At 33.6% G+C, this 20,378-nt stretch carries 22 protein-coding genes, 1 other RNA gene and 1 pseudogene; 15 read left to right on the forward strand and 9 right to left on the reverse strand.

The features are described from left to right. Both HKP48_RS07765 and xerA read left to right on the forward strand, forming a co-directional pair. Positions 1–120 (forward strand): annotated as a pseudogene (locus tag HKP48_RS07765) (IS1595 family transposase); the annotation flags it as partial. 78 nt (positions 121–198) lie between these two features. Then, entirely contained in the window at positions 199–1,107 is a 909-nt protein-coding gene (gene xerA, locus HKP48_RS07770) for a site-specific tyrosine recombinase/integron integrase (RefSeq protein ID WP_296344544.1), read from the forward strand. Between the two features lie 47 nt (positions 1,108–1,154). Here the strand turns inward: xerA and rny are convergent, their stop codons facing one another. From rny to HKP48_RS07790, 4 genes are all read right to left on the reverse strand, one after another. Continuing rightward, positions 1,155–2,726 carry a ribonuclease Y gene (gene rny, locus HKP48_RS07775; RefSeq protein ID WP_296344546.1) on the reverse strand — a complete coding sequence of 524 codons (1,572 nt, stop codon included), beginning with the start codon at positions 2,724–2,726 and terminating at the stop codon, positions 1,155–1,157. Between the two features lie 59 nt (positions 2,727–2,785). Further along, positions 2,786–2,915: non-coding RNA, 6S RNA (ssrS, locus tag HKP48_RS07780), on the reverse strand. Positions 2,916–2,976: 61 nt separating this feature from the next. Next, positions 2,977–3,264, reverse strand: coding sequence for a cell division protein ZapA (locus HKP48_RS07785; protein ID WP_296344548.1), 288 nt, complete (start codon positions 3,262–3,264; stop codon positions 2,977–2,979). Between the two features lie 17 nt (positions 3,265–3,281). Next, positions 3,282–3,572, reverse strand: a complete 291-nt coding sequence (locus HKP48_RS07790; RefSeq protein WP_296344551.1) for a hypothetical protein — start codon at positions 3,570–3,572, stop codon at positions 3,282–3,284. Between the two features lie 177 nt (positions 3,573–3,749). Here HKP48_RS07790 and HKP48_RS07795 point away from each other — a divergent pair, with 177 nt between their 5' ends. Next, positions 3,750–5,438 (forward strand): M23 family metallopeptidase, encoded by a 1,689-nt coding sequence (locus HKP48_RS07795; protein WP_296344553.1) that lies wholly within the window; start codon positions 3,750–3,752, stop codon positions 5,436–5,438. A gap of 11 nt (positions 5,439–5,449) precedes the next feature. After that, positions 5,450–7,918, forward strand: a complete 2,469-nt coding sequence (locus tag HKP48_RS07800) for a carboxypeptidase-like regulatory domain-containing protein (RefSeq protein ID WP_296344556.1) — start codon at positions 5,450–5,452, stop codon at positions 7,916–7,918. Here the strand turns inward: HKP48_RS07800 and HKP48_RS07805 are convergent. Continuing rightward, on the reverse strand, positions 7,915–9,060 hold the full coding sequence (locus tag HKP48_RS07805; protein WP_296344558.1) for a cysteine desulfurase family protein: 1,146 nt from the start codon (positions 9,058–9,060) through the stop codon (positions 7,915–7,917). The genes HKP48_RS07800 and HKP48_RS07805 overlap by 4 nt on opposite strands. Before the next feature lie 87 nt (positions 9,061–9,147). On the opposite strand from HKP48_RS07805, the gene HKP48_RS07810 reads away from it, so the two are divergent. Next, positions 9,148–10,095 (forward strand): hypothetical protein, encoded by a 948-nt coding sequence (locus tag HKP48_RS07810; RefSeq protein ID WP_296344560.1) that lies wholly within the window; start codon positions 9,148–9,150, stop codon positions 10,093–10,095. Here HKP48_RS07810 and HKP48_RS07815 read toward each other — a convergent pair. Together HKP48_RS07815 and HKP48_RS07820 are read right to left on the reverse strand one after the other, a co-directional pair. Beyond that, the gene (locus tag HKP48_RS07815) at positions 10,092–10,652 is read right to left on the reverse strand and encodes a Smr/MutS family protein (RefSeq protein ID WP_296344563.1); all 561 of its coding nucleotides are present in this window, start codon (positions 10,650–10,652) and stop codon (positions 10,092–10,094) included. The genes HKP48_RS07810 and HKP48_RS07815 overlap by 4 nt on opposite strands. After that, positions 10,642–10,851, reverse strand: coding sequence for a hypothetical protein (locus tag HKP48_RS07820; RefSeq protein WP_296344565.1), 210 nt, complete (start codon positions 10,849–10,851; stop codon positions 10,642–10,644). Before HKP48_RS07820 ends, HKP48_RS07815 begins: the two co-directional genes overlap by 11 nt. Before the next feature lie 49 nt (positions 10,852–10,900). On the opposite strand from HKP48_RS07820, the gene HKP48_RS07825 reads away from it, so the two are divergent. The 4 genes from HKP48_RS07825 to HKP48_RS12255 are packed head-to-tail and all read left to right on the forward strand — an operon-like array spanning position 10,901 to position 12,300. Then, a complete protein-coding gene (locus tag HKP48_RS07825) occupies positions 10,901–11,200 on the forward strand; it encodes a DUF2752 domain-containing protein (protein ID WP_296344566.1) in 300 nt (99 codons plus the stop codon). 11 nt (positions 11,201–11,211) lie between these two features. Continuing rightward, positions 11,212–11,544: a CCC motif membrane protein gene (locus tag HKP48_RS07830; RefSeq protein WP_296344568.1), complete on the forward strand. Its 333-nt coding sequence runs from the start codon at positions 11,212–11,214 to the stop codon at positions 11,542–11,544. A 29-nt stretch (positions 11,545–11,573) separates the two neighbouring features. Then, positions 11,574–11,876, forward strand: coding sequence for a CD225/dispanin family protein (locus HKP48_RS07835; RefSeq protein WP_296344569.1), 303 nt, complete (start codon positions 11,574–11,576; stop codon positions 11,874–11,876). A 55-nt stretch (positions 11,877–11,931) separates the two neighbouring features. Next, positions 11,932–12,300: a DUF2752 domain-containing protein gene (locus HKP48_RS12255; RefSeq protein WP_363928605.1), complete on the forward strand. Its 369-nt coding sequence runs from the start codon at positions 11,932–11,934 to the stop codon at positions 12,298–12,300. Between the two features lie 60 nt (positions 12,301–12,360). Here the strand turns inward: HKP48_RS12255 and rocD are convergent, their stop codons facing one another. Continuing rightward, positions 12,361–13,641, reverse strand: a complete 1,281-nt coding sequence (gene rocD / locus HKP48_RS07840) for an ornithine--oxo-acid transaminase (RefSeq protein WP_296344571.1) — start codon at positions 13,639–13,641, stop codon at positions 12,361–12,363. Between the two features lie 248 nt (positions 13,642–13,889). Here rocD and rlmD point away from each other — a divergent pair, with 248 nt between their 5' ends. The 3 genes from rlmD to HKP48_RS07855 are packed head-to-tail and all read left to right on the forward strand — an operon-like array spanning position 13,890 to position 16,673. After that, positions 13,890–15,344, forward strand: a complete 1,455-nt coding sequence (gene rlmD / locus HKP48_RS07845) for a 23S rRNA (uracil(1939)-C(5))-methyltransferase RlmD (protein ID WP_296344573.1) — start codon at positions 13,890–13,892, stop codon at positions 15,342–15,344. Continuing rightward, positions 15,344–15,931 carry a DUF6452 family protein gene (locus HKP48_RS07850; RefSeq protein WP_296344575.1) on the forward strand — a complete coding sequence of 196 codons (588 nt, stop codon included), beginning with the start codon at positions 15,344–15,346 and terminating at the stop codon, positions 15,929–15,931. Before rlmD ends, HKP48_RS07850 begins: the two co-directional genes overlap by 1 nt. Next, complete coding sequence (locus HKP48_RS07855) at positions 15,912–16,673, forward strand: DUF6048 family protein (RefSeq protein WP_296344577.1); 762 nt, start codon at positions 15,912–15,914, stop codon at positions 16,671–16,673. Before HKP48_RS07850 ends, HKP48_RS07855 begins: the two co-directional genes overlap by 20 nt. On the opposite strand, the gene holA is transcribed toward HKP48_RS07855, so the two are convergent. Then, a complete protein-coding gene (holA, locus tag HKP48_RS07860; RefSeq protein ID WP_296344578.1) occupies positions 16,670–17,674 on the reverse strand; it encodes a DNA polymerase III subunit delta in 1,005 nt (334 codons plus the stop codon). The genes HKP48_RS07855 and holA overlap by 4 nt on opposite strands. Positions 17,675–17,758: 84 nt before the next feature. Between holA and HKP48_RS07865 the strand changes: the two genes are divergently transcribed. The 3 genes from HKP48_RS07865 to HKP48_RS07875 all read left to right on the forward strand — a co-directional run bounded on the left by HKP48_RS07865 (position 17,759) and on the right by HKP48_RS07875 (position 20,151). Beyond that, entirely contained in the window at positions 17,759–18,208 is a 450-nt protein-coding gene (locus HKP48_RS07865) for a type I restriction enzyme HsdR N-terminal domain-containing protein (protein ID WP_296344582.1), read from the forward strand. Then, positions 18,205–19,209 carry a glycosyltransferase family 2 protein gene (locus HKP48_RS07870; protein WP_296344579.1) on the forward strand — a complete coding sequence of 335 codons (1,005 nt, stop codon included), beginning with the start codon at positions 18,205–18,207 and terminating at the stop codon, positions 19,207–19,209. Before HKP48_RS07865 ends, HKP48_RS07870 begins: the two co-directional genes overlap by 4 nt. Positions 19,210–19,293: 84 nt before the next feature. Beyond that, positions 19,294–20,151: an OmpA family protein gene (locus tag HKP48_RS07875; protein WP_296344580.1), complete on the forward strand. Its 858-nt coding sequence runs from the start codon at positions 19,294–19,296 to the stop codon at positions 20,149–20,151. The last annotated feature ends 227 nt before the right edge of the window (positions 20,152–20,378 follow it).

The raw sequence follows: 20,378 nt of genomic DNA on the forward strand, positions 1-20,378 counted from the left end.
TTTTGTTTTAGAATTAATCGTTCTCAATTTAAGACGAGTATCTTTCATAAAACAATTACAAGAATGGTAGAAAGTAAACCAATATATCAAAATCAATTAAAACAGAAACTAAACGTGTAACTCAAAACATTTATTTAACGTTAATACCTAAATTCTAGTTAAAAAAGTATCTTTACCTCTAATTGATGCATATAAACTATGAACTGGCAACCTTTTTTAACAGATTATAAGCATTATTTAAAGCTAGAAAGAGGATTGTCAGGCAATACTATTGACAATTACGAATACGATATAAAGCGCCTTATTAGTTTCTTAAGTAATAGTGAAACATCAGTCTCTCCGATAGTGATAAAAAATGAAGAGATTCAACAATTCATCTACAAAATATCTAAAGATTTAAGCCCAAGAACTCAAGCACGCATTATCTCTGGATTACGGAATTTCTTTGATTATTTGGTTTTTGAGAATTATAGAAACACCAATCCTGTAGACCAAATAGAGTCTCCAAGATTAGGTCGAAAATTACCTGATACACTTTCAATTACTGATATAGATAACATCATAACTGCAATTGACCTAAACTACCAATTTAGAGGCATAAATTTGGGGCATCGAAACAAAGCCATTATAGAAAGTTTATATAGCTGTGGTTTACGTGTTAGCGAATTGACTAGCCTTAAAATTTCAGACTTATTTTTTGATGAAGGGTTTATTAAAGTCAGTGGAAAGGGCAATAAAGAACGTTTTGTACCTATAGGAAAAAGTACTCAAACCCTAATCAATATGTGGTTAGATATTAGAAAACACGTAGACGTTAAACCTGAAGCAAAAGATATATTATTTCTTAATTACAAAGGCAATAAGCTTACCAGGGCCATGGTATTTACCATAATAAAAAAACTAGTAGACCAAATTGGGTTACAAAAAACCGTATCGCCACACACATTTAGGCATTCATTTGCTACACATTTATTAGAGAATGGTGCAGACCTTAGGGCTATACAAATGATGCTAGGCCACGAGAGTATTACAACCACAGAAATCTACACACATGTTGATAAATCCCATCTTAATAAAGTGATTAATAAGTTTCATCCTAGAAAATAAAAAAGCACTCAGATTTTGAGTGCTCCTTACTTATAATTTTAGCTTATTTACTTTGCGATATTTACAGCTCTTGTTTCTCTTATCACTGTTACCTTTACCTGACCTGGATACGTCATATCTGTCTGGATTTTCTGAGAAATTTCAAAAGATAAGCTAGCCGCTTTATCATCAGAGACTTTTTCACTCTCAACAATAACACGTAACTCACGACCTGCCTGTATAGCATATGCTTTCTTTACACCTCCAAAACCAAAAGCAACAGCTTCCATATCCTTGAGACGTTGTATGTAAGAATCCAACACCTGACGACGTGCTCCTGGCCGTGCTCCTGATATAGCATCACATACCTGAATAATAGGCGATAATAATGTGGTCATTTCTATCTCATCGTGGTGAGCTCCAATAGCATTACACACTTCAGGTTTTTCACCATGCTTTTCAGCCCATTTCATACCTAAGATAGCGTGAGGAGTTTCTACATCTGCTTCAGCATCTGGAACTTTACCTATATCGTGTAATAATCCGGCGCGTTTGGCTAATTTAGGATTCAAGCCTAGTTCTGCTGCCATTATACCACAGAGTTTAGCTACTTCCCGCGAGTGTTGTAATAAGTTTTGACCGTAAGACGAACGGTATTTCATACGACCTACCATTTTAATTAATTCTGGATGTAGACCATGAATACCTAAATCAATCACGGTACGCTTGCCAACTTCAATGATTTCTTGCTCAATTTGTTTTTGTGTCTTACGTACTACTTCTTCAATACGAGCAGGATGTATACGCCCATCTGTTACTAATTTATGTAATGATAGGCGTGCTATCTCCCGACGCACAGAGTCAAAACAAGATAATATAATGGCTTCTGGAGTATCGTCTACAATAATTTCTACGCCTGTAGCCGCTTCTATGGCTCTAATATTTCGTCCTTCACGACCGATGATACGTCCTTTGACATCGTCAGATTCAATATTAAACACAGAAACACAATTATCAACAGCTTCTTCAGTACCTATTCGCTGAATTGTATTTATAATAATCTTCTTAGCCTCTTGCTGTGCGGTAAGCTTTGCCTCCTCTACTCTATCTTGTACAAAAGCCATAGCGTCTGTCTTAGCTTCCTCTTTTAGTGACTCTACCAACTGTTCTTTAGCATCATCAGCAGATAGACCAGATATAACTTCAAGTTGCTTAATTTGGCTTTTATGCGCCTTTTCTAATTCTTCTTTCTTCTTGTCTAAAAAGTCTAATCTGTAATCATAATCCTTAATTTTATCTTCAAGCGATTGATTAGATTTTTTTGTTTTTGACAATTCGCTAGTAATCTGAGATTCTTTGTCTCTAATTCTTTTCTCTGCTTCGGCCATTTTTTTATCTCGCGATAAAATAACCTTTTCGTGCTCTGACTTTAATTCAATAAACTTCTCTTTAGCTTGAAGTATTTTATCTTTTTTTATTGATTCGGCATCAGATTTAGCTTGTTTAATTATGGTTCTTGACTCTCTTTCTGCTTCAGCAATTAATTTTGAAGCTTTTCCTTTTTCTAAGGATTTTGCAATCAAAAAACCAACGACCAAACCTAAAATAACTGCTCCTGCAATGTATATAATAGTATCCATAGTTATAGTTTAGTTGAATATGTATAAAAAAAAGCCTACATCAGTTTTGGATTCTGTATAAACTCCTTAAAAACAAGTTTAGGGCTAACAAGCTGCTCAAAAATCCGTCTGAGATACTGAAACAAGCTCAGCACTAACGGCACGATTTTACAACTTCAACTCACCCTTTTTAAAGAATTAACGTTGAGTTTATCAAAAAATATAACTAATGTAGGCAGTAACCTTTGTTTATTTAAAAGAACGTACGAGTTTAAATATGATTGTGTAAAAGATCATTTATGGCCTCTAACTTTTCCTGAACTTCTTCATTAACATACTCTTTATCTATAATTTTTTGCTCTACTTGGGCCGCAAATTGAAGGGCACACATGGCCAATACATCTTGTTTATCCCTAACAGAGTAGCTTTGCTCAAATTGCCCAATCATAGCCTCAATTTTCTTTGCTGCTTTACGCAAACCCTCTTCTTGGCTTGGATTTATGGTCAATGGATATACACGGTTAGCTATAGATAATTTTATTTTAAGCTGATTTGACATCCACTATATTTTTTTCACTACTCAGATAATTGTGCAATACAATGGTCAATATCTCTGATAAGCGAATTTATTTTGAGCTTTGTTTCTCGTTTATTTTCGTCACTACCAAGTATTGCATTTGCAGTTTTGAGCGTTTCATACCTATCAGACCATTCGCTTATTTGCTCTTGGTATTGAAGTATTTGGTTTTGATAGTTTTCTAATTGTTCCGAAAGTTTTGCATTTGTTTGCTTTAGCACTTCTTGCTTGTGCAAAACCTTTGAAATTCTGTTTTCTAACGTATCAACAATGTCTTCAATTTTACTCATTTGCGTTTTACAACACTATATAACAAAGTTAACATACCTAACGAAAAAACCCAATTGTTTTGTAATTATTTTTGGTACACCTAACGTTAATATTATTAATGCATTAAGAAAAATATTACGGTTATTACGTTTGTTATTCTCATTCAAATGAATATTTTAGCTTCAATAGAATTCTAAATGAAAAAAATCCTTCTCCTTTTTTTACTTTCTTCAAGTCTGTACTCCCAATCAAAGTATCCCCAAGATTATTTTAGAAATCCGTTAGAAATTACATTAATATTATCAGGGACTTTTGCGGAGTTGCGTTCTAATCATTTTCACTCTGGTTTAGATATTAAAACACAGCGAAAAACTGGTCTAAAAGTTTACACAGCTGCCATGGGATATGTTAGTCGAATTAAAATTTCGCATTATGGTTACGGAAAAGCTCTGTATGTAACACATCCCAACGGTTACACTACTGTTTATGCGCATTTGAAAAAATTTTCACCAAAAATTGAAGCCTATATAAAAGATTGCCAATACGAAAAAGAAAGTTATGAAATAGAGATGTTTCCTAATACTTCTGAATTATTAGTTGATACTAGCGAAGTCATTGCTTTTTCTGGAAATACCGGAGGTTCTGGTGGGCCGCACCTACATTTTGAAATTAGAGATAATGCAGAAAGACCTATTAATCCTATGCTTTTTGGCATAGATATTAAAGACAATAAAAAGCCTTTTGTATCTTCCCTTTATGCCTATCCCAAGAACGAAAACTCTTTTATAAATGGTAAAAATAAGCGTATCCCATTGCGACTAATTCCACAACAAAGTGGTGATTACAAGGTCGAGAAGATTTTGGCTTATGGCGAAATAGGTTTTGGCGTAGTCAGTTACGATAAGCAAGATTTAGCACCTAATAATAATGGGGTGAGTAATATTTCGTCCTACTTTAATGGCAATAAAGTCTTTGAAATGGATTTTAAACGCTTTAGCTTTAGTGAAACAAAACATCTCAATCGCTATATCGATTTTCAGCTATGGAAATCTAAAAAAAAACGGAGTCAAAAACTATTTGTTCAAGAAAATAATCCCCTAAGTATGTTTAAAAACACTGTGGATAGAGGCTACGTAAAAGTTGAAGACAGCACATCTTCAATTTATAGTATAGATATTAAAGATTTTAAGGGAAATACTACAAAAATAGACATTCCAATTGTTGGAAAAACAAAAACTTCAGAAATTAAGAATGACACAATGGCTTCTACAAAGCGGTTGATTAAAAACCAAGAAACTACGGTTTTAAAAGAGCACTCCGCTGCAGTAACATTTTACCCAAACACAGTTTATGAAGATGTTTTGATGGATTTCGAGGTAAAATCGGACACTATTTTTTTACATAAAGATGAAATTCCTCTTCAGAAGAATTTTGTAATCAATTATGACATCAGTAATTATAAAGAAATAGATAAAAGCAAGCTGTTTATTGCTAGACTTTATGGATACTACAAAAGACTAAGCTATGTAAGCACAAGACGAAAAGGAGATACACTTACCGCGCGAAGTAAAACGCTTGGATTGTACACATTAGCTAACGATACTGTACCGCCGACAATTAAACCAGTAAACTTCAAAAACAAGAAATGGTTAAGCAAATACCGTTACTTAAAATTGAAAATTAGTGACGATTTATCAGGAATATCAAAATACAGAGCTACCGTTAATGGTAAGTGGATTTTAATGGAGTATGACTATAAAACGAATACACTTACACACGATTTTAACGATAATGTCGTTACAGATATTGAGAATAATTTAAAAATTATTGTCACAGATAATGTTGGAAATAGTTCTACATTTGAAGCAACCTTTTATAGAAAATAAAACTATACTTCTTGAAAAACTCAAAATTATTTCTAACCGCTGCCTTTTTTCTGTTGACACTCTGCGCTTTTGCACAAACGGTTGTAATTAGAGGTGTTATTTTGGATGAAAACAAAAATCCAATTGAAGATGTAAATATCAAAGCTAGTACTGGTGAAGGTACTATGACCAACAAAAACGGGTTTTACGAAATAAGAATTCCTTCAGATATTGATGTAACACTCATGTTTACTCACCTATCCCACAAGCAAGTACAGCAAACCTTTAATTTTGAGAATGGGAGTGAAATAGAATATAATCCTGTTTTAAAAGTAAATGTTGAGCAAATTGCTGAAGTTGTTATTAACAAAAACACAAGCCAAAGTAGAACTGGAGTCACGACAATTTCACCAAAAGTTATCAGAACTATAAAAGGAGCACAACCGGGAGTTGAAAATATTTTAAAAACATTACCAGGTGTTAATATTTCTAACGAGTTAAGCACACAATACTCAGTACGTGGTGGAAATTTTGATGAAAATTTGGTTTATGTGAACGAAATTGAAGTCTATCGTCCTTTTTTAATTCGTTCTGGAAATCAAGAAGGTTTAAGCTTTGTCAATACGGATATGGTTTCTAATGTCGATTTTTCTGCTGGAGGTTTTCAAGTGCGTTATGGTGACAAATTATCTTCTGTTTTAGACATCACTTATAAGAAGCCAACAAAATTTGGAGTTAGTGCAGATTTAAGTTTATTGGGTGGAAGTGTTGCTGTAGAAACCTCTTCGAAGAATGGGAAATTCTCTAGCATCTCTGGTGTTCGCTACAGGGACAACAGCCTAATCTTAAATAATCTTGAAACTAATGGAAATGTAGAACCTGTTTTTGCAGATGTGCAAACGTATTTGACGTATCGATTTTCAGACAAGCTACATGTTAATTTTTTAGGAAATATTTCTTTAAATCAATACAACTTTACACCAGAAAATAGACAAACCAATTTTGGTACAATAGATGAGCCTGTAGCGCTATTAGTATTTTATGAAGGGCAAGAACAGACGGAGTATCAAACTTATTTTGGTGCTTTCAAGGTCAATTATTTTCTGGATAAAAATACTACCTTAAAGCTTATCGGTTCAGCATATCATGCTACTGAACAAGAATATTTCGATATTTTGGCACAGTACCGCTTAGGAGAGGTAAACACTAATATAGGAGATGAAAATTTAGGAGAAGTTGAGTTTAGTGAAGGTATCGGTTCACAATTTACTAGAGCACGTAATGATTTAGATGCGCTTATCTATAATATTGAACACCGAGGAGACCACGATATCGACGAAAACAGTAATATTGAATGGTCTGTAAAATATACACGAGAAGATATTCGTGACCGTTTGGTTGAGTCTGAAGTGATTGATTCTGCTGGATTTTCTATTCGACCACCATCAGTAACTCAGCCTAATTTTCAACCAGAAGTCCCTTTTGATGGACCGTTAACAGCATTTCAAAATATTAGAGCCTTTAACCAAATAAAAATTAATCGACTTCAATCTTTTGTACAATATAAAAAGAACACAAAAATTGGAAGGCATGACGCTTACTATAATATAGGTTTAAGAGCGCATAGCTGGACAGTAAGTGGTGAAGAAATTGAAAGTAATTCGCAAACAGTTTTTAGCCCTAGAGCACAATTTGCTATAAAACCAGATTGGGAAAGTGATATGCTTTTTAGAGTTGCTGGTGGTCTCTATTATCAACCACCATTTTACAGAGAATTACGGGATTCTTCCGGTATTGTTCGACCTAACGTCAAGGCACAAAAATCTTTTCATGTAGTTTTAGGAAATGAATATAGTTTCAAAATGTGGGATAGACCTTTCAAATTAGTAACTGAAGCTTATTACAAAGGTTTATCTGATGTTAATACTTATACTTTAGAAAATGTTCGTATTCGCTACCGTGCAAGAAATAATGCTAAAGCTTACGCTTATGGTTTAGATATGCGTTTGAATGGAGAATTTGTTCCTGGTACCGAATCGTGGTTCAGTTTTGGCTATTTAAAGACCGAAGAAAATATTGATAATCGCGGCTATATCTCAAGACCTACAGACCAACGCTTAAAATTTGGAGTACTTTTTCAGGATTATGTACCCAATATGCCAGATTTAAAAATGTATCTCAATTTAGTCTATAATACGGGCTTACCTGGAGGTTCTCCGAGTTATGCCGACCCTTATGATTTTCAGTTTAGATTACGCGACTATCGCCGTGCTGACTTGGGAATATCCTACGATATTGTGAATTCTGAAAAAACCTACACTTCAAACTGGAAAAAACAATTTAGAAGCTTATCGCTTGGTATAGAAATCTACAACATGTTTAATAATCAAAATGCTATTACTAATACTTGGGTTCGCGATGTCAATAGCCAAAGCCAGTTTGCTATTCCTGATTTTTTAACACCGCGAGTATTTAATTTAAGGTTGTCGGCAAGGCTCTAGGATTTTGCAAACTCACAAAGTGTCTGCACGACATAATCAATCTCTTCCTTTGTATTGTATTTACTTAAAGAAAAACGTACTGATGGACGTTTAAGTAAATCGTCTTGTAAAATCTCTGTTAAAACATGAGAAGCCATAGCACTTCCACTCTGGCAAGCACTACCTTTGGAACAAGCTATACCCTTTAAATCTAACTGAAATTGGAGCATAGCTGCTTTCTCTGGTGGTAGTGGTAAGCAAACGTTTAGTAAAGTATAAGTACTTTTTTCAGGATTACAACATTCGCCGTTAAAATGGCAATTTGGTAATTTTTCGGTTAAGCTATCTACAAAATATTGTTTTAAGTCTTTAATGTACGTGCTTTCCTCTTCAAGATTTTGATATGCTATTTTTAATGCTTCATCCAAACCTACAATATTGTGCAAACTCTCAGTACCTGCACGGTAACCTCGCTCCTGTTCTCCTCCAAAAATTAAAGGTTTTAAACCAGATGCAGCTCTTACAAAACAAAAACCAACACCTTTTGGTCCATGAAATTTATGTGCACTTGCTGCTAGAAAGTCTAATGGAATTTCCTGCAAGTCTATATTAAAATGACCAACAGACTGCACAGTATCTGTATGAAATAAAGCATCATGTTTATTACACAATTGAGCAACACGTTTGATATCTAAAATATTACCAATCTCATTATTAATGTGCATTAAGCTAACCAGTTTTTTTGAATCTGATTTTAATAATTCTTCAAAATGAGTGAAGTCGACTGTGCCTTTTTCGTCTAATTGTACGTAAGTGACATCGATATCATATTCCGACTGAAGCTGTAATGCTGTATGTAAAACCGCATGGTGCTCGATTCTTGAAGTAATGATTTCGGTAACACCTAAATCTCTGACTGCACTACGCATGGCTAAATTATCGGCTTCTGTTCCGCCAGAGGTAAAAATAATTTCGGCAGCAGAAACATTGAAATAGGATGCTATGTTTTTTCGGCATTGTTCCATAATAGCTTTTGCCGAGCGCCCATAACTATGGGTCGAGGACGGGTTTCCAAAATTTTGATTTAAAACCTCAGTCATTTTTGCAACAACTTCTGGTCGTAATTGTGTTGTTGCTGCGCTATCAAAATACATATTTGTCATGCTACAAAAATAAAGTATAAAATTATTCTTTCGAAGCAACGTTATAATTTTATAAATGATTTATTTTTGTTAAAAACAGACGACCTTATGCGTAATATTTTTGTAGTTTTAATAGCATGTATTTTATTTTTTGCTTGTGATGATGGTGATGTGATTACTGTAGACTTAAACTTTGACCAAGCTTTAGAACTCTGCGATAATAATACAGATTCATTTACTATTTATGATTTAAGAAGTGACCCGTCAGAATCCTTAGCGCTTATTCTTGATAGAAGTGCAGACGATATAGCACCATTTATAAATCCTACACCAGAAAACACAACTACTGAAATTCCGTTAGGTGGCACCAACCGTTTTCTATATCGTACGTACAACAGAGATATTTCTGGTTCTGGAAATAGTAATGAATTATGTAATGTAGTTACACCTGCCGATTTAATTATTCAAGAAAATTACGAAGCTCTCGGCGGAACAGCTTTTGTGACTTCTACTATCGTCGATGATGACAATGACGGAATTCCTTCTGAAAATGAAGATCGTGGTGAAGCTGACGCAAATGGTAATTTCCCTAATGCTATTGACACAGACGACGATGGCGTCCCAAATTATTTAGACCAAGATGATGATAATGATAATGTTATGACTATTAACGAACTAGATGATGAAAATTTAGATGAAAATGGCAACGCTTCCTTTTTAGACACTGATAATGACGGTGAATTTAATCACTTAGACACAGATGATGATGGTGACATGATTTTAACAATTGAAGAAGATGCTAATGGAGACAAAAACCCACGTAATGATTTCTTTATTGATTCTAATGGTATTGATACATTTAGGTATTTGACAGATGAAGCTAATGAATCTTTCGAGTCTCCAGGAATAGTACTTACAAATATGTTTACAAGAGTAGTAACTTCTACAATACTAATCAGAAACTTTAATTTGGAAATTATAAGTGGTGATGAAATTGATTTTGGTACTCTAGAAAATACTATACTATTTCAGCAAGAATTCGAGGAAGAAGATTAAGGTTCTACATTCTGAAATATCTTAACTTCAGTTGCACCTAAACCAAATTCTCTATAATCGGCATCGTAAAATGTAACGTTGTTGTAGCGTCTTAAAACAGTGTACAATTCTTGGCGCAACACACCTTCGCCAACTCCGTGAATAAAAACCATTTTAGGCATGCGTTGTTTTATGGCAAAATCTAACTGACGACGTGCTGTATCTAGTTGTAAATTAAGCATATCAAAATTGGTCATGCCACGCGTAGAATCTGTTAAATGATGAATGTGTAAATCAACAATAAATGTGGGTTGATGACGCTTTTTTGACTTGGGTTTGTGAAAGTTTGGTTTTTTTCCACTTTCTTTTTCTCTGGTAATTTCAGAAATTGATGTATTTGCTAAAGAGCCCAAATTGATATTACCTTTAGAATCAAGCTTAATCAATTCGTTTACTGAAAATTCAAACTCAAAACCATCTTCAGATTCAACGAAAATAGAATTTCCATTAATTTTTAGAACTTTTCCTTTTATAGAATCATCAATGGTTTCAACTGTATCGCCAACCTTAATCTTCATCTTTTTCGGTTTGAATAAATGATTCTTCCTCTTGATTTTCAAACTTACTAGGTACATTTCTAGATATTTGGTAAACGCCAAACATTAGAAGTACAATTCCGCCTACTAAAATATAGGTGTTCTGTTGGTCTTCAGCTTGTACATAAATTGCAATAGCTCCTCCTAAAACAATACAAATAATATTTAATAATCTAGACATATTCATTATACAAAAGTAATCTATTCTTTAAAACATTTATATTTGAAACATGAAGTTACTACTCTTCCAACTCGAAGACTATATGCTACCTTGCGTTAACAAAACTTTATTTGGTTTTGAATGTATGGGCTGCGGTATGCAACGCTCGGTAAATCTTCTTATTCAAGGAGAGTTTCTAGCTGCATTTTTTATGTATCCCGGAATTTATCCTTTAATCCTTTTGTTAGCTACCATCGGGATTAACATTTTCAAAAAAATAAAATATTTCAATAAAATAATTACTATTTTGGCTGTTGTTACCGTAATAACCATTATAGTAAGTTTTATTATTAAAACCCTAATCAACTAAAAAGAAAATAAATGGAAAAAGAAAGATTGAATCCCACATTAGTATATGTATTAGCAATTGTTGGTCTTTTATGCTGCTGTATTGCTGGATCAGGATTTATTTTAGCAGGTGCTGCATTTTTTATAGCCAATACTCAAATTAAAAAGGCTGTTGAAAATCCAGAGGCTTACGATTTAACTAGTGTACAGGGAATGAAAACGGCTAAGATTGTTGCCCTTGTTATTCTTATCATTAACATATTATTTATAGGATGGTTAATCTATTCAATACAAGCTATGGGTGGTTGGGATGCTTATATGGAACAAGTTCAGAAAATGACTGAACAATGGCAAAATGCTCAATAACGATAAAACATAACTAACCAACTACTAACATGGAACAAAAATCAATTGAATCAGGAAATATTCCTCAAAGACCTAATAACTATTTAGTCCTAGCTATTATTACAACATTTTTATGCTGTAATGTGACAGGCGTAGTAAGTATCGTTTATGCTGCACAAGTTAATGCCAAATGGGAAGGCGGCAATTATGAAGGCGCTATAAGTGACTCTAAAAATGCAAAACTTTGGGGACTGATAGGCCTTATTGGAGGTTTTATACTAATAGCCTTAATGATGCTGTTGTATGGTGCTGCAATGATGGCCGCACTAGGCTCTGGAGGATATAATTATTAAAAAACTTTTTAAATACAAATATTTAAAATATGGGTACCTGCTCCTGCTGTTACCCATATTTTTTTTAGTTAAATATTATTACAACAATAATCCAGAAGTCGCTAACGGCAAGGGTCTTTTTCCTAAATGTCCATTTTATGTTTTAACTAATTTTCATTGTCCAGGTTGTGGAAGCCAACGTGCTATTCATGATGTATTGCATTTTAGAATTGGTGAGGCTTTGCTTCATAACGTAACTATTGTAGTTATAGTAATTCTTCTACTTTCAAAACTATATGCTGTTATATCTAAAAGGTATTTTGAAAAATATTACTATAACTTGAGTCACAAAACTTATTTTACTTATGCTATTGTATTTATAGTATTTGCCTATTGGATTTTAAGAAATATTCCTCATTATCCGTTCACTGCTTTGGCACCTTAGACAAAAAAAGCGATTTTCTCAGAAGAAAACCGCTTTAAAATTAGTTTAAGATCTTTAAACTTAAGCTTCAAATTCCTTTAAGGTCTTTGTAATTATAGAAACACAGTCCAACAGTTGCTCTTCGGTCATAACCAAAGGCGGTGCAAAACGGATAATATTTCCATGAGTTGGTTTTGCTAATAAACCATTATCTCTCAGACGCAAGCAAATATTCCAAGCTGTATCACTATCCTCGTCATCATTAATTAAAATGGCATTTAACAATCCTTTTCCTCTAACCAAATTGACAATAGAACTGTCTTTAATATACTTGTTCATTTCAGCTCTAAAGAGCTTACCAAGGTAGTCTGCGTTCTCTGCTAATTTTTCGTCTTTTACAACTTCTAGAGCAGCAATAGCTACAGCTGCTGCAATAGGATTACCTCCAAAAGTACTACCGTGATTCCCTGGTTGTATAACATTCATAATCTCATTATTAGCTAATACTGCCGAGACAGGATATAATCCACCACTTAATGCTTTACCTAAAACTAAAACGTCTGGTTTTACATCTGGTGTCCCAGAACAATCTTTGTTCTCACAAGAACAATTACCACAAGTTGCCAATAAACGCCCAGTACGAGCAATACCAGTTTGTACTTCGTCGGCGATAAACAACACATTGTACTTCGTACACAATGCCTTTGCTTCTCTTAAGTAATTTTCACTAGGAACAAAAACCCCTGCTTCTCCCTGTATGGGTTCTACCATAAAACCAGCAACATTAGGGTTTGTACTCAATACCTCTTCTAATGCTTGTAAATTATCATATTCAATCTTAATAAAACCATCTGTATACGGACCAAAGTTTTTTCGAGCTACCGGGTCGTTTGAAAATGATATAATTGTTGTTGTACGGCCATGGAAATTATTCTTGCAAACAATAATTTCAGCCTTATTTAAATCTATTCCTTTAACCTCGTATGCCCATTTTCTACAAAGTTTTAAAGCAGTTTCCACAGCTTCTGCGCCAGAATTCATAGGAAGCATTTTATCAAACTTAAAATACTCCGTAGCATATTTTTCATAGCGTCCTAGCATGTCATTATAAAATGCACGAGATGTCAGCGTTAATCGTTGTGCTTGCTCATTCATAGCATTAACGATTTTAGGGTGACAATGCCCTTGATTTAATGAGGAATATGCCGAAAGAAAATCGTAATACTTTTTTCCTTCTACGTCCCAAACATAAACACCTTCACCTTTAGATAACACTACAGGTAGAGGATGATAATTTTGTGCGCCATACTTATTTTCTAGCGCCATCGCTTCTTGCGATGAAATGTGGTCTAAAACAGCCATTTTAATTTGTTTTTTAAATTAGTAATAACCATTCCTTGTCTACCTTTATCCTTCCGCAATCCCAAAAGTTATTAGGACGAAAATTCAGCGTGGGAAAGAAATCATCCCTAGAAATTGCAAGTTAGAAATTATGCAGAACATATGAAAGTAACACTAATTTTATTCAACTTGTATAAATTTACTATTTGAATTTGAAGTTATTGCTCATGAGGTATAATAACAATACATTTGCAATCTAACTTTTGAGTATGCCACGAAGAGAACGGAATAAATTTGTAAAACGCGGACAAGTCTTAGAACTTTTAATCGAAGATTACGCCTTTGGCGGAAAAGGAATTGGACGTATCCGTAACGAGCATGGTGAATTTGTTGTATTTGTACCTAATTCGTTACCCGGCCAATTGGTAAAAGCGCAAGTAAAAAAGTCAAGTAAAACCTATGCTGAATGTAAGTTGTTTGAAGTCTTAAAATTTTCTGATGATGAAATTGAAACGCCTTACCAAGAAATTCCTGGCGCTCCTTATATAAAATTACCCATCGAGAAACAACATGCCTACAAAAAGCAAAGTACTCTAGAACTTTTTAAACGTATCGGAAAAGTTACAGATATAGAAGATAAGTTTGATGAATTTGTGACCTCTCCAAATACCTTTCATTATAGAAATAAAATGGAATATGGCTTCTCTGCTATAGGTTATAATCACGAATTAAAAACTGATGTAGATGAGTTTACTCTGGGATTCAAAAAACGAGGCACTTGGTGGTGTGGAGACGATTTAAAAAAAGATTCAGGTTTATTTGACAAGGAGTTTGAGGATAAATTAAAACTCATAAAAAGCTATTGTGTCAACACTGGTTTACCGCCATGGCATCCACCAAAACGTGAGGGTTTCTTTAGATATTTTGTAGTTAGAAAATCATTTAAAACAAACAGATTACTCTTTAACTTGGTAACAACATCTTACGATTTACCGCAGTTTAATCTAAATGATTTTGCTACCTTTTTAGTCGAGTTATTTGAAGAACGTGTTGCAGGTTTGCTTCATACAATTAACGACGAAACTGGGGATAGAACCATCGCTACAACTGGCAAAATAGACCTAGTTTATGGTGATGATAAAATTGTCGAAGAGTTATTGGGATTGAATTTTGAAATAAGTATGAAAAGCTTTTTTCAAACCAACCCAAAATCTGCAGAAAAACTCTATTCAAAAGTTATTGACTATGCTTTAGAAAAAAAAGATGCTATAGATAATACTGTAGTTATGGATTTATTTTGTGGTACAGGCACTATTGGTCAAATATTAGCTTCACGAAGTGAAAACGCAAAAATTATTGGTGTAGATATTGTAGCTTCAGCTATTGAAGATGCTAAAGAAAACGCTAAACGAAACGGCATCGAAGGACTCAAATTCTATGCTGCAGATGTTGGTAAATTTTTAAACGAACATCCTGAATACACTAACAAAATAGGAACAATTATCTTAGATCCGGCTCGTGCTGGTATTGCTCCTAAAACACTTAAAAAAATAATAAACCTCAATGCAGAACGTTTGGTTTATGTATCTTGTAATCCTGCAACACAAGCAAGAGATACGGAGCAATTAATGCAAGCAGGTTATACCATTAAAAAGTTTAGTTTAATAGATCAATTTCCGCATACAGCACATATTGAAACTGTAGTTTTATTTGAAAAAGCCTAATGAGATTTTATAAATTTTCGATTTTATTTTTAGCCTTATTGTTTTTAGGTTGTGAGCGTGATGATATTTGCGCTGAAGGCACACCTACTACGCCACGTTTACTTATTGAGTTTTTTGATGCCACTGACACGGATATAGTAAAAAATGTTCCACGTTTATCGGTTTATGCCGACGACCCAAGCATCACTACACCAACCAACGAGAATACTTCTGGAGCTATTTTAGTTGAGCCTTTTGGTACCGAGCGTGTTTTTAATAGAAATTCTAACGCCGCTGGATTACCCTTTTTGCTAGGTGCTGAAGATGAATTTATAACTTTAAGATACTTTTTTGAAAAAGATACCAATCTAAGATTAGTTGATGATACTTCTACTAATTCCAATATAGATGTTGTCGAAATAACTTATAAACCAGAATTTGTTTATGTATCCAGAGCTTGTGGTTTTAAAAGCATAGTCACAGAGCTTGAAATAGAAGTTATTGATGACGGTGATAACTGGATTCAAAATTTATCATTTTCAAATACCATAGAACAAAGTATAACTGTAGAAAACGAAGACGAAACACATGTACAAATATTTCATTAAAAGTATAGCTGTTTTATTGATTTGTACTTCGTCAGTGTTTTCGCAAGATGAAGAGCAAACTACAGCTGCAGACACCACTATAGTAAAACAAAGATATGGTTTGCGTTTAGGTGCAGATATGTCAAAATTGGTACGCTCCTTTTTAGATGATGATTATCAAGGCTTTGAGATCAATGGTGATTACCGCTTAACACAACGTCTTTATTTAGCAGGCGAATTGGGTAATGAGGAACGAACATTGACCAATGAAGCCTTAAGCTCTACAGCTAAGGGAAGTTATTTTAAAGCTGGTGTTGATATTAACCTCTATCGCAACTGGCTTGATATGGAGAATATGATTTTTGCTGGTTTCAGAGTCGGCGCAAGCACCTTTAGCCAAACTCTAAATAGTTATACTATTTATGATATAAATAATCAGTATTTTGGTGAACAGGTTACAATAGATGCATCTGAAGAATTTGATGGACTTACTGCAATTTGGGGCGAATTTATATTTGGTATTAAAGCAGAAGTCTTAACCAATCTATACATGGGTCTTAACCTACAATTAAAGTTTTTGGCATCAGAGACTAGTCCAACTAATTTTGAAAACCTATACATTCCAGGCTTTAACAGAACCTACGACAGTGGTATCATCGGTGCAGGCTTTGGATATAACATTTCATATTTAATTCCTATTTACAAGAAGGCGAAAAAGAAGAAAGTAAAAGAAGTTGAAGAAGACAATACAGAAGATAACTAAGCAAAAATCTTAACCAACAACTCTTTCAATAAGTCGCCCTGAGGCGTGGCATTAGCACCAACACCTTTTCCTTTGACATCAAATTCTCTAATCACTGCTACTGCTCTACTTATATTTTTCATAGAGAAATTACGAGCAGCACTGGTATATTCATTTACAAAATAAGGGTTAATTTTTAGTGCTGAAGCTACATTTCTTGGAGACTTGTCATTTAGCCCATGGTATTGTAACAACTGCGAAAAAAAATTAAATAGTAATGACACTGTAACGACCATTGGGTTGTCTTTTGGATTATCGCCAAAATATTTTACAATTCTAAAAGCTTTAGTCATATTACGTTCGCCGACGGCTTTACGCAATTCAAAATTATTGAAATCTTTACTTATACCAATGTTTTCTTCTATAGCTTCAGGTGTTATTTGAGAACCTTCTGGTAATACTATTTTTAGCTTGTTGAGTTCATTTTCAATCTTAGACAAGTCCGTTCCTAAAAATTCAACTAACATCTGTGAAGCTTTTGGAGTTATCTGATATCCTTGACCGGACAACACACGTCTAATCCAATCTGGCACTTGATTGTCATAGAGTTTTTTACTTTCAAAAACAACTCCAGATTTCTTAAGCGCTTTGTATAAACCTTTTCGCTTATCTATTTTTTTGTATTTATAATTAACGACCAAAACTGTTGTGGGTTGTGGATTATTTACATAATCTACAAGCTTTTCAATACTACGGCTTAAATCTTGCGCTTCTTTTACAATAACCACCTGACGTTCTGCCATCATGGGATAGCGCTTTGCATTACTCACAATATCATCAATAGCCACATCACGACCATAAAGCACCATTTGGTTAAAACCTTTTTCTGCCTCATCCAAAATATTATCCTCTATAAAATCTGATATTTTATCAATATAGTAAGCCTCCTCACCCATTAAGAAGTATATAGGCTTAATGAGTCCTTTTTTTATATCAGTAACTATTTGTTTTGCTTCTTCCAAAAACTTGTTAATTTGGCTAAGACTTCTAGATAAAATTTTCTGAGAAAATCACTCGAAGTGATGTTAAAATTATACTTTTGTGTAGTGCAAGACCTTAATTTTCCAAAGTTCAACTACCGTTTCAAAAGTACAGAAAATAAAGTTTCTATTTTTGATATCATTCGTAAAAAATTTGTCGTTTTACAACCTGAAGAATGGGTACGTCAACACTGTATACATTACCTTATTTCTAAAAAAAACTATCCTAAATCTTTAATCAATGTAGAAAAAGAATTGACAATTAATGGATTAAAAAAACGCTACGATATTGTCATTTTTAATCCTAATGGCTCTATTTTTTTGATTGTAGAATGTAAAGCCCCAAAAATTACTATTAATCAAAATACTTTTGACCAAATAGCACGTTATAACTTAAAGTTGAATGCGACGTATTTAATGGTAACCAACGGATTAAATCATTATTATTGTCAGATGGATCTTGAGGAAAAGAAATACAGTTTCCTAAAAGATATTCCAACTTACAAACCTAAATGAAATATTCAACAAAAGATATCGCCATAGTAATTCTTAATTGGAACGGAAAAAAACTCCTCGAAAAGTTTTTGCCTTCTGTTACAAAGCACTCTGAGGAAGCAAAAATCTATGTTGCTGATAACGCTTCATCTGATGATTCTGTAGATTTTATTAAAACCAATTATCCAGAAATAAAAATCATTCAGAATACAGAAAACGGCGGTTATGCAAAAGGTTACAATGATGCTTTAAAGCAAGTAGATGCACCTGTCTTGTGTTTATTGAATAGCGATATTGAAGTTACAGAAGGTTGGCTTCAACCTATAATCGCTGCGTATAATTCTGAAAGCGAAATTGGAATTATTCAACCCAAAATTTTAGATTACAAACAAAAAACACATTTCGAATATGCTGGTGCTGGTGGAGGGTTTATAGATAAATATGGTTATCCGTTTTGCCGTGGGCGTATTTTTAACACCATTGAGAAAGATGACGGTCAGTATAATGATACTATTAAAATTTTCTGGGCTTCAGGCGCTTGTTTTTTTATTAAAAATGACATTTTTAAATCCTTAAATGGCTTTGACGAAAGTTATTTTGCACACATGGAAGAAATTGATTTGTGTTGGAGAGCCTTCAATGATAACTATAAGACTTTTTATGTTGGCAAGTCGGCGGTTTTTCATGTTGGAGGTGCAACACTCCAAAATACAAGCTCTAGAAAAACGTATCTAAACTTCAGAAATAGTCTTTTTACTCTGGTAAAGAATACGGATAAAAATGTTTTGGGTCGTGTACTGATAAGAATGATTTTAGATGGTGTAGCTGCTCTTAAATTTCTTATATCGTTAAAACTGTCAAACTTTTTGTCCATTTTAAAAGCGCATGGCAGTTTTTATTGGAATCTATTTAGACTATTAAAACAGCGAAAAGAATTAAATCAATTACCTGGTTACTCTAAAAAAAACTCAATTGTTTTGAGTTATTTTATAAAAGGTAAGAAAACTTTTGACTGTTTATAAATCTGTTAAATTTTTTGTTAATCAGATATGTAGTCGCCTTTCTTTTCGATAGTTTTGTAGTGATTTAAAACAAATTAATTTATTATGAAAAAATCGATTCTTTTAAGCTTATTTGCCATGCTGATTCTAACAGCATGTGTATCTAAAAAAGATTATTTAGCATTACAAGAAAAACAAAAAGAAACTCAAGATTTGTTAAATACTGCGACTGTAAAACTGAATGCTTGTTTAGCAGACCAAGCTGCTGCAACAGCTCGTGTAGAAGGTCTTAGAGAGCAATTAGCAGATATGCGCCGTAGTAACGAAGCTTTAATTAAGAGTTCTCAAGACTTAACAGAGTTGACGAGTAAAGGCGCTCAAAACCTTGAAAAATCTTTAGAATCATTACAAGAGCGTGATTTAAAAATTACACGTTTGCAAGATGCTTTAAATAGAAAAGATAGTGTTACACTTGCCATAGTCACAAGCTTAAAGAAAGAAGTTGGTATTAATGACCCAGACATTGAAGTAAATGTCGAAAAAGGTGTTGTATTTATCTCTATTGCAGATAAATTATTATTCAAGAGTGGTAGTTACAATGTAACCTCACGTGCTAAGGAAGTACTAGCTAAAGTTGCAAAAGTGATTAATAGCAAGCCTAACTTTGAAGCAATGGTAGAATCTCATACAGACAATAAATCATACAACAAACCGCCATTAGTTGATAATTGGGATTTAAGTGTAAAACGTGCGACTTCGGTTGTTAGAGTTTTAGAAGACTTAAAGGTTAATCCACAACAGCTAATTGCAGCTGGTCGTAGTTACCATGTACCGTTGGTAGAAAATGATACTGCAGAGAACAGAGCTAAAAACCGACGTACACGTATTGTTGTTTTACCTAAGATTGACCAATTCTACGAAATGATTGAAGAAGAAATGAAAAGTCTTTCGCAAGGAAACTAATTTTCTTTACATAAAATTGAAAAACCCCGATGTGATTACATCGGGGTTTTGTTTTTAATAAAAAACTTAATAGGACGTACTATACGATTTTACTAATCGACTAAACCACTATGGACTAAAGTACCATAGGTTTGTTACTGACTAAAGTCAGCAGTACGTGATTACTCAAGTATGAAATTTTCACTATCATTTTCAGATTTCCTGTGATGTTCTAAATACTCATTAAC

Source organism: Winogradskyella sp. (assembly GCF_013042245.1).
GTDB lineage: Bacteria > Bacteroidota > Bacteroidia > Flavobacteriales > Flavobacteriaceae > Winogradskyella.

Coding starts and splice junctions, on each gene's coding strand:
- xerA (WP_296344544.1), top strand. CDS start 199: ATGAACTGGCAACCTTTTTTAACAGATTATAAGCATTATTTAAAGCTA.
- rny (WP_296344546.1), bottom strand. CDS start 2,726: ATGGATACTATTATATACATTGCAGGAGCAGTTATTTTAGGTTTGGTC.
- HKP48_RS07785 (WP_296344548.1), bottom strand. CDS start 3,264: ATGTCAAATCAGCTTAAAATAAAATTATCTATAGCTAACCGTGTATAT.
- HKP48_RS07790 (WP_296344551.1), bottom strand. CDS start 3,572: ATGAGTAAAATTGAAGACATTGTTGATACGTTAGAAAACAGAATTTCA.
- HKP48_RS07795 (WP_296344553.1), top strand. CDS start 3,750: ATGAAAAAAATCCTTCTCCTTTTTTTACTTTCTTCAAGTCTGTACTCC.
- HKP48_RS07805 (WP_296344558.1), bottom strand. CDS start 9,060: ATGACAAATATGTATTTTGATAGCGCAGCAACAACACAATTACGACCA.
- HKP48_RS07810 (WP_296344560.1), top strand. CDS start 9,148: ATGCGTAATATTTTTGTAGTTTTAATAGCATGTATTTTATTTTTTGCT.
- HKP48_RS07815 (WP_296344563.1), bottom strand. CDS start 10,652: ATGAAGATTAAGGTTGGCGATACAGTTGAAACCATTGATGATTCTATA.
- HKP48_RS07820 (WP_296344565.1), bottom strand. CDS start 10,851: ATGTCTAGATTATTAAATATTATTTGTATTGTTTTAGGAGGAGCTATT.
- HKP48_RS07825 (WP_296344566.1), top strand. CDS start 10,901: ATGAAGTTACTACTCTTCCAACTCGAAGACTATATGCTACCTTGCGTT.
- HKP48_RS07830 (WP_296344568.1), top strand. CDS start 11,212: ATGGAAAAAGAAAGATTGAATCCCACATTAGTATATGTATTAGCAATT.
- HKP48_RS07835 (WP_296344569.1), top strand. CDS start 11,574: ATGGAACAAAAATCAATTGAATCAGGAAATATTCCTCAAAGACCTAAT.
- rocD (WP_296344571.1), bottom strand. CDS start 13,641: ATGGCTGTTTTAGACCACATTTCATCGCAAGAAGCGATGGCGCTAGAA.
- rlmD (WP_296344573.1), top strand. CDS start 13,890: ATGCCACGAAGAGAACGGAATAAATTTGTAAAACGCGGACAAGTCTTA.
- HKP48_RS07850 (WP_296344575.1), top strand. CDS start 15,344: ATGAGATTTTATAAATTTTCGATTTTATTTTTAGCCTTATTGTTTTTA.
- HKP48_RS07855 (WP_296344577.1), top strand. CDS start 15,912: ATGTACAAATATTTCATTAAAAGTATAGCTGTTTTATTGATTTGTACT.
- HKP48_RS07870 (WP_296344579.1), top strand. CDS start 18,205: ATGAAATATTCAACAAAAGATATCGCCATAGTAATTCTTAATTGGAAC.
- HKP48_RS07875 (WP_296344580.1), top strand. CDS start 19,294: ATGAAAAAATCGATTCTTTTAAGCTTATTTGCCATGCTGATTCTAACA.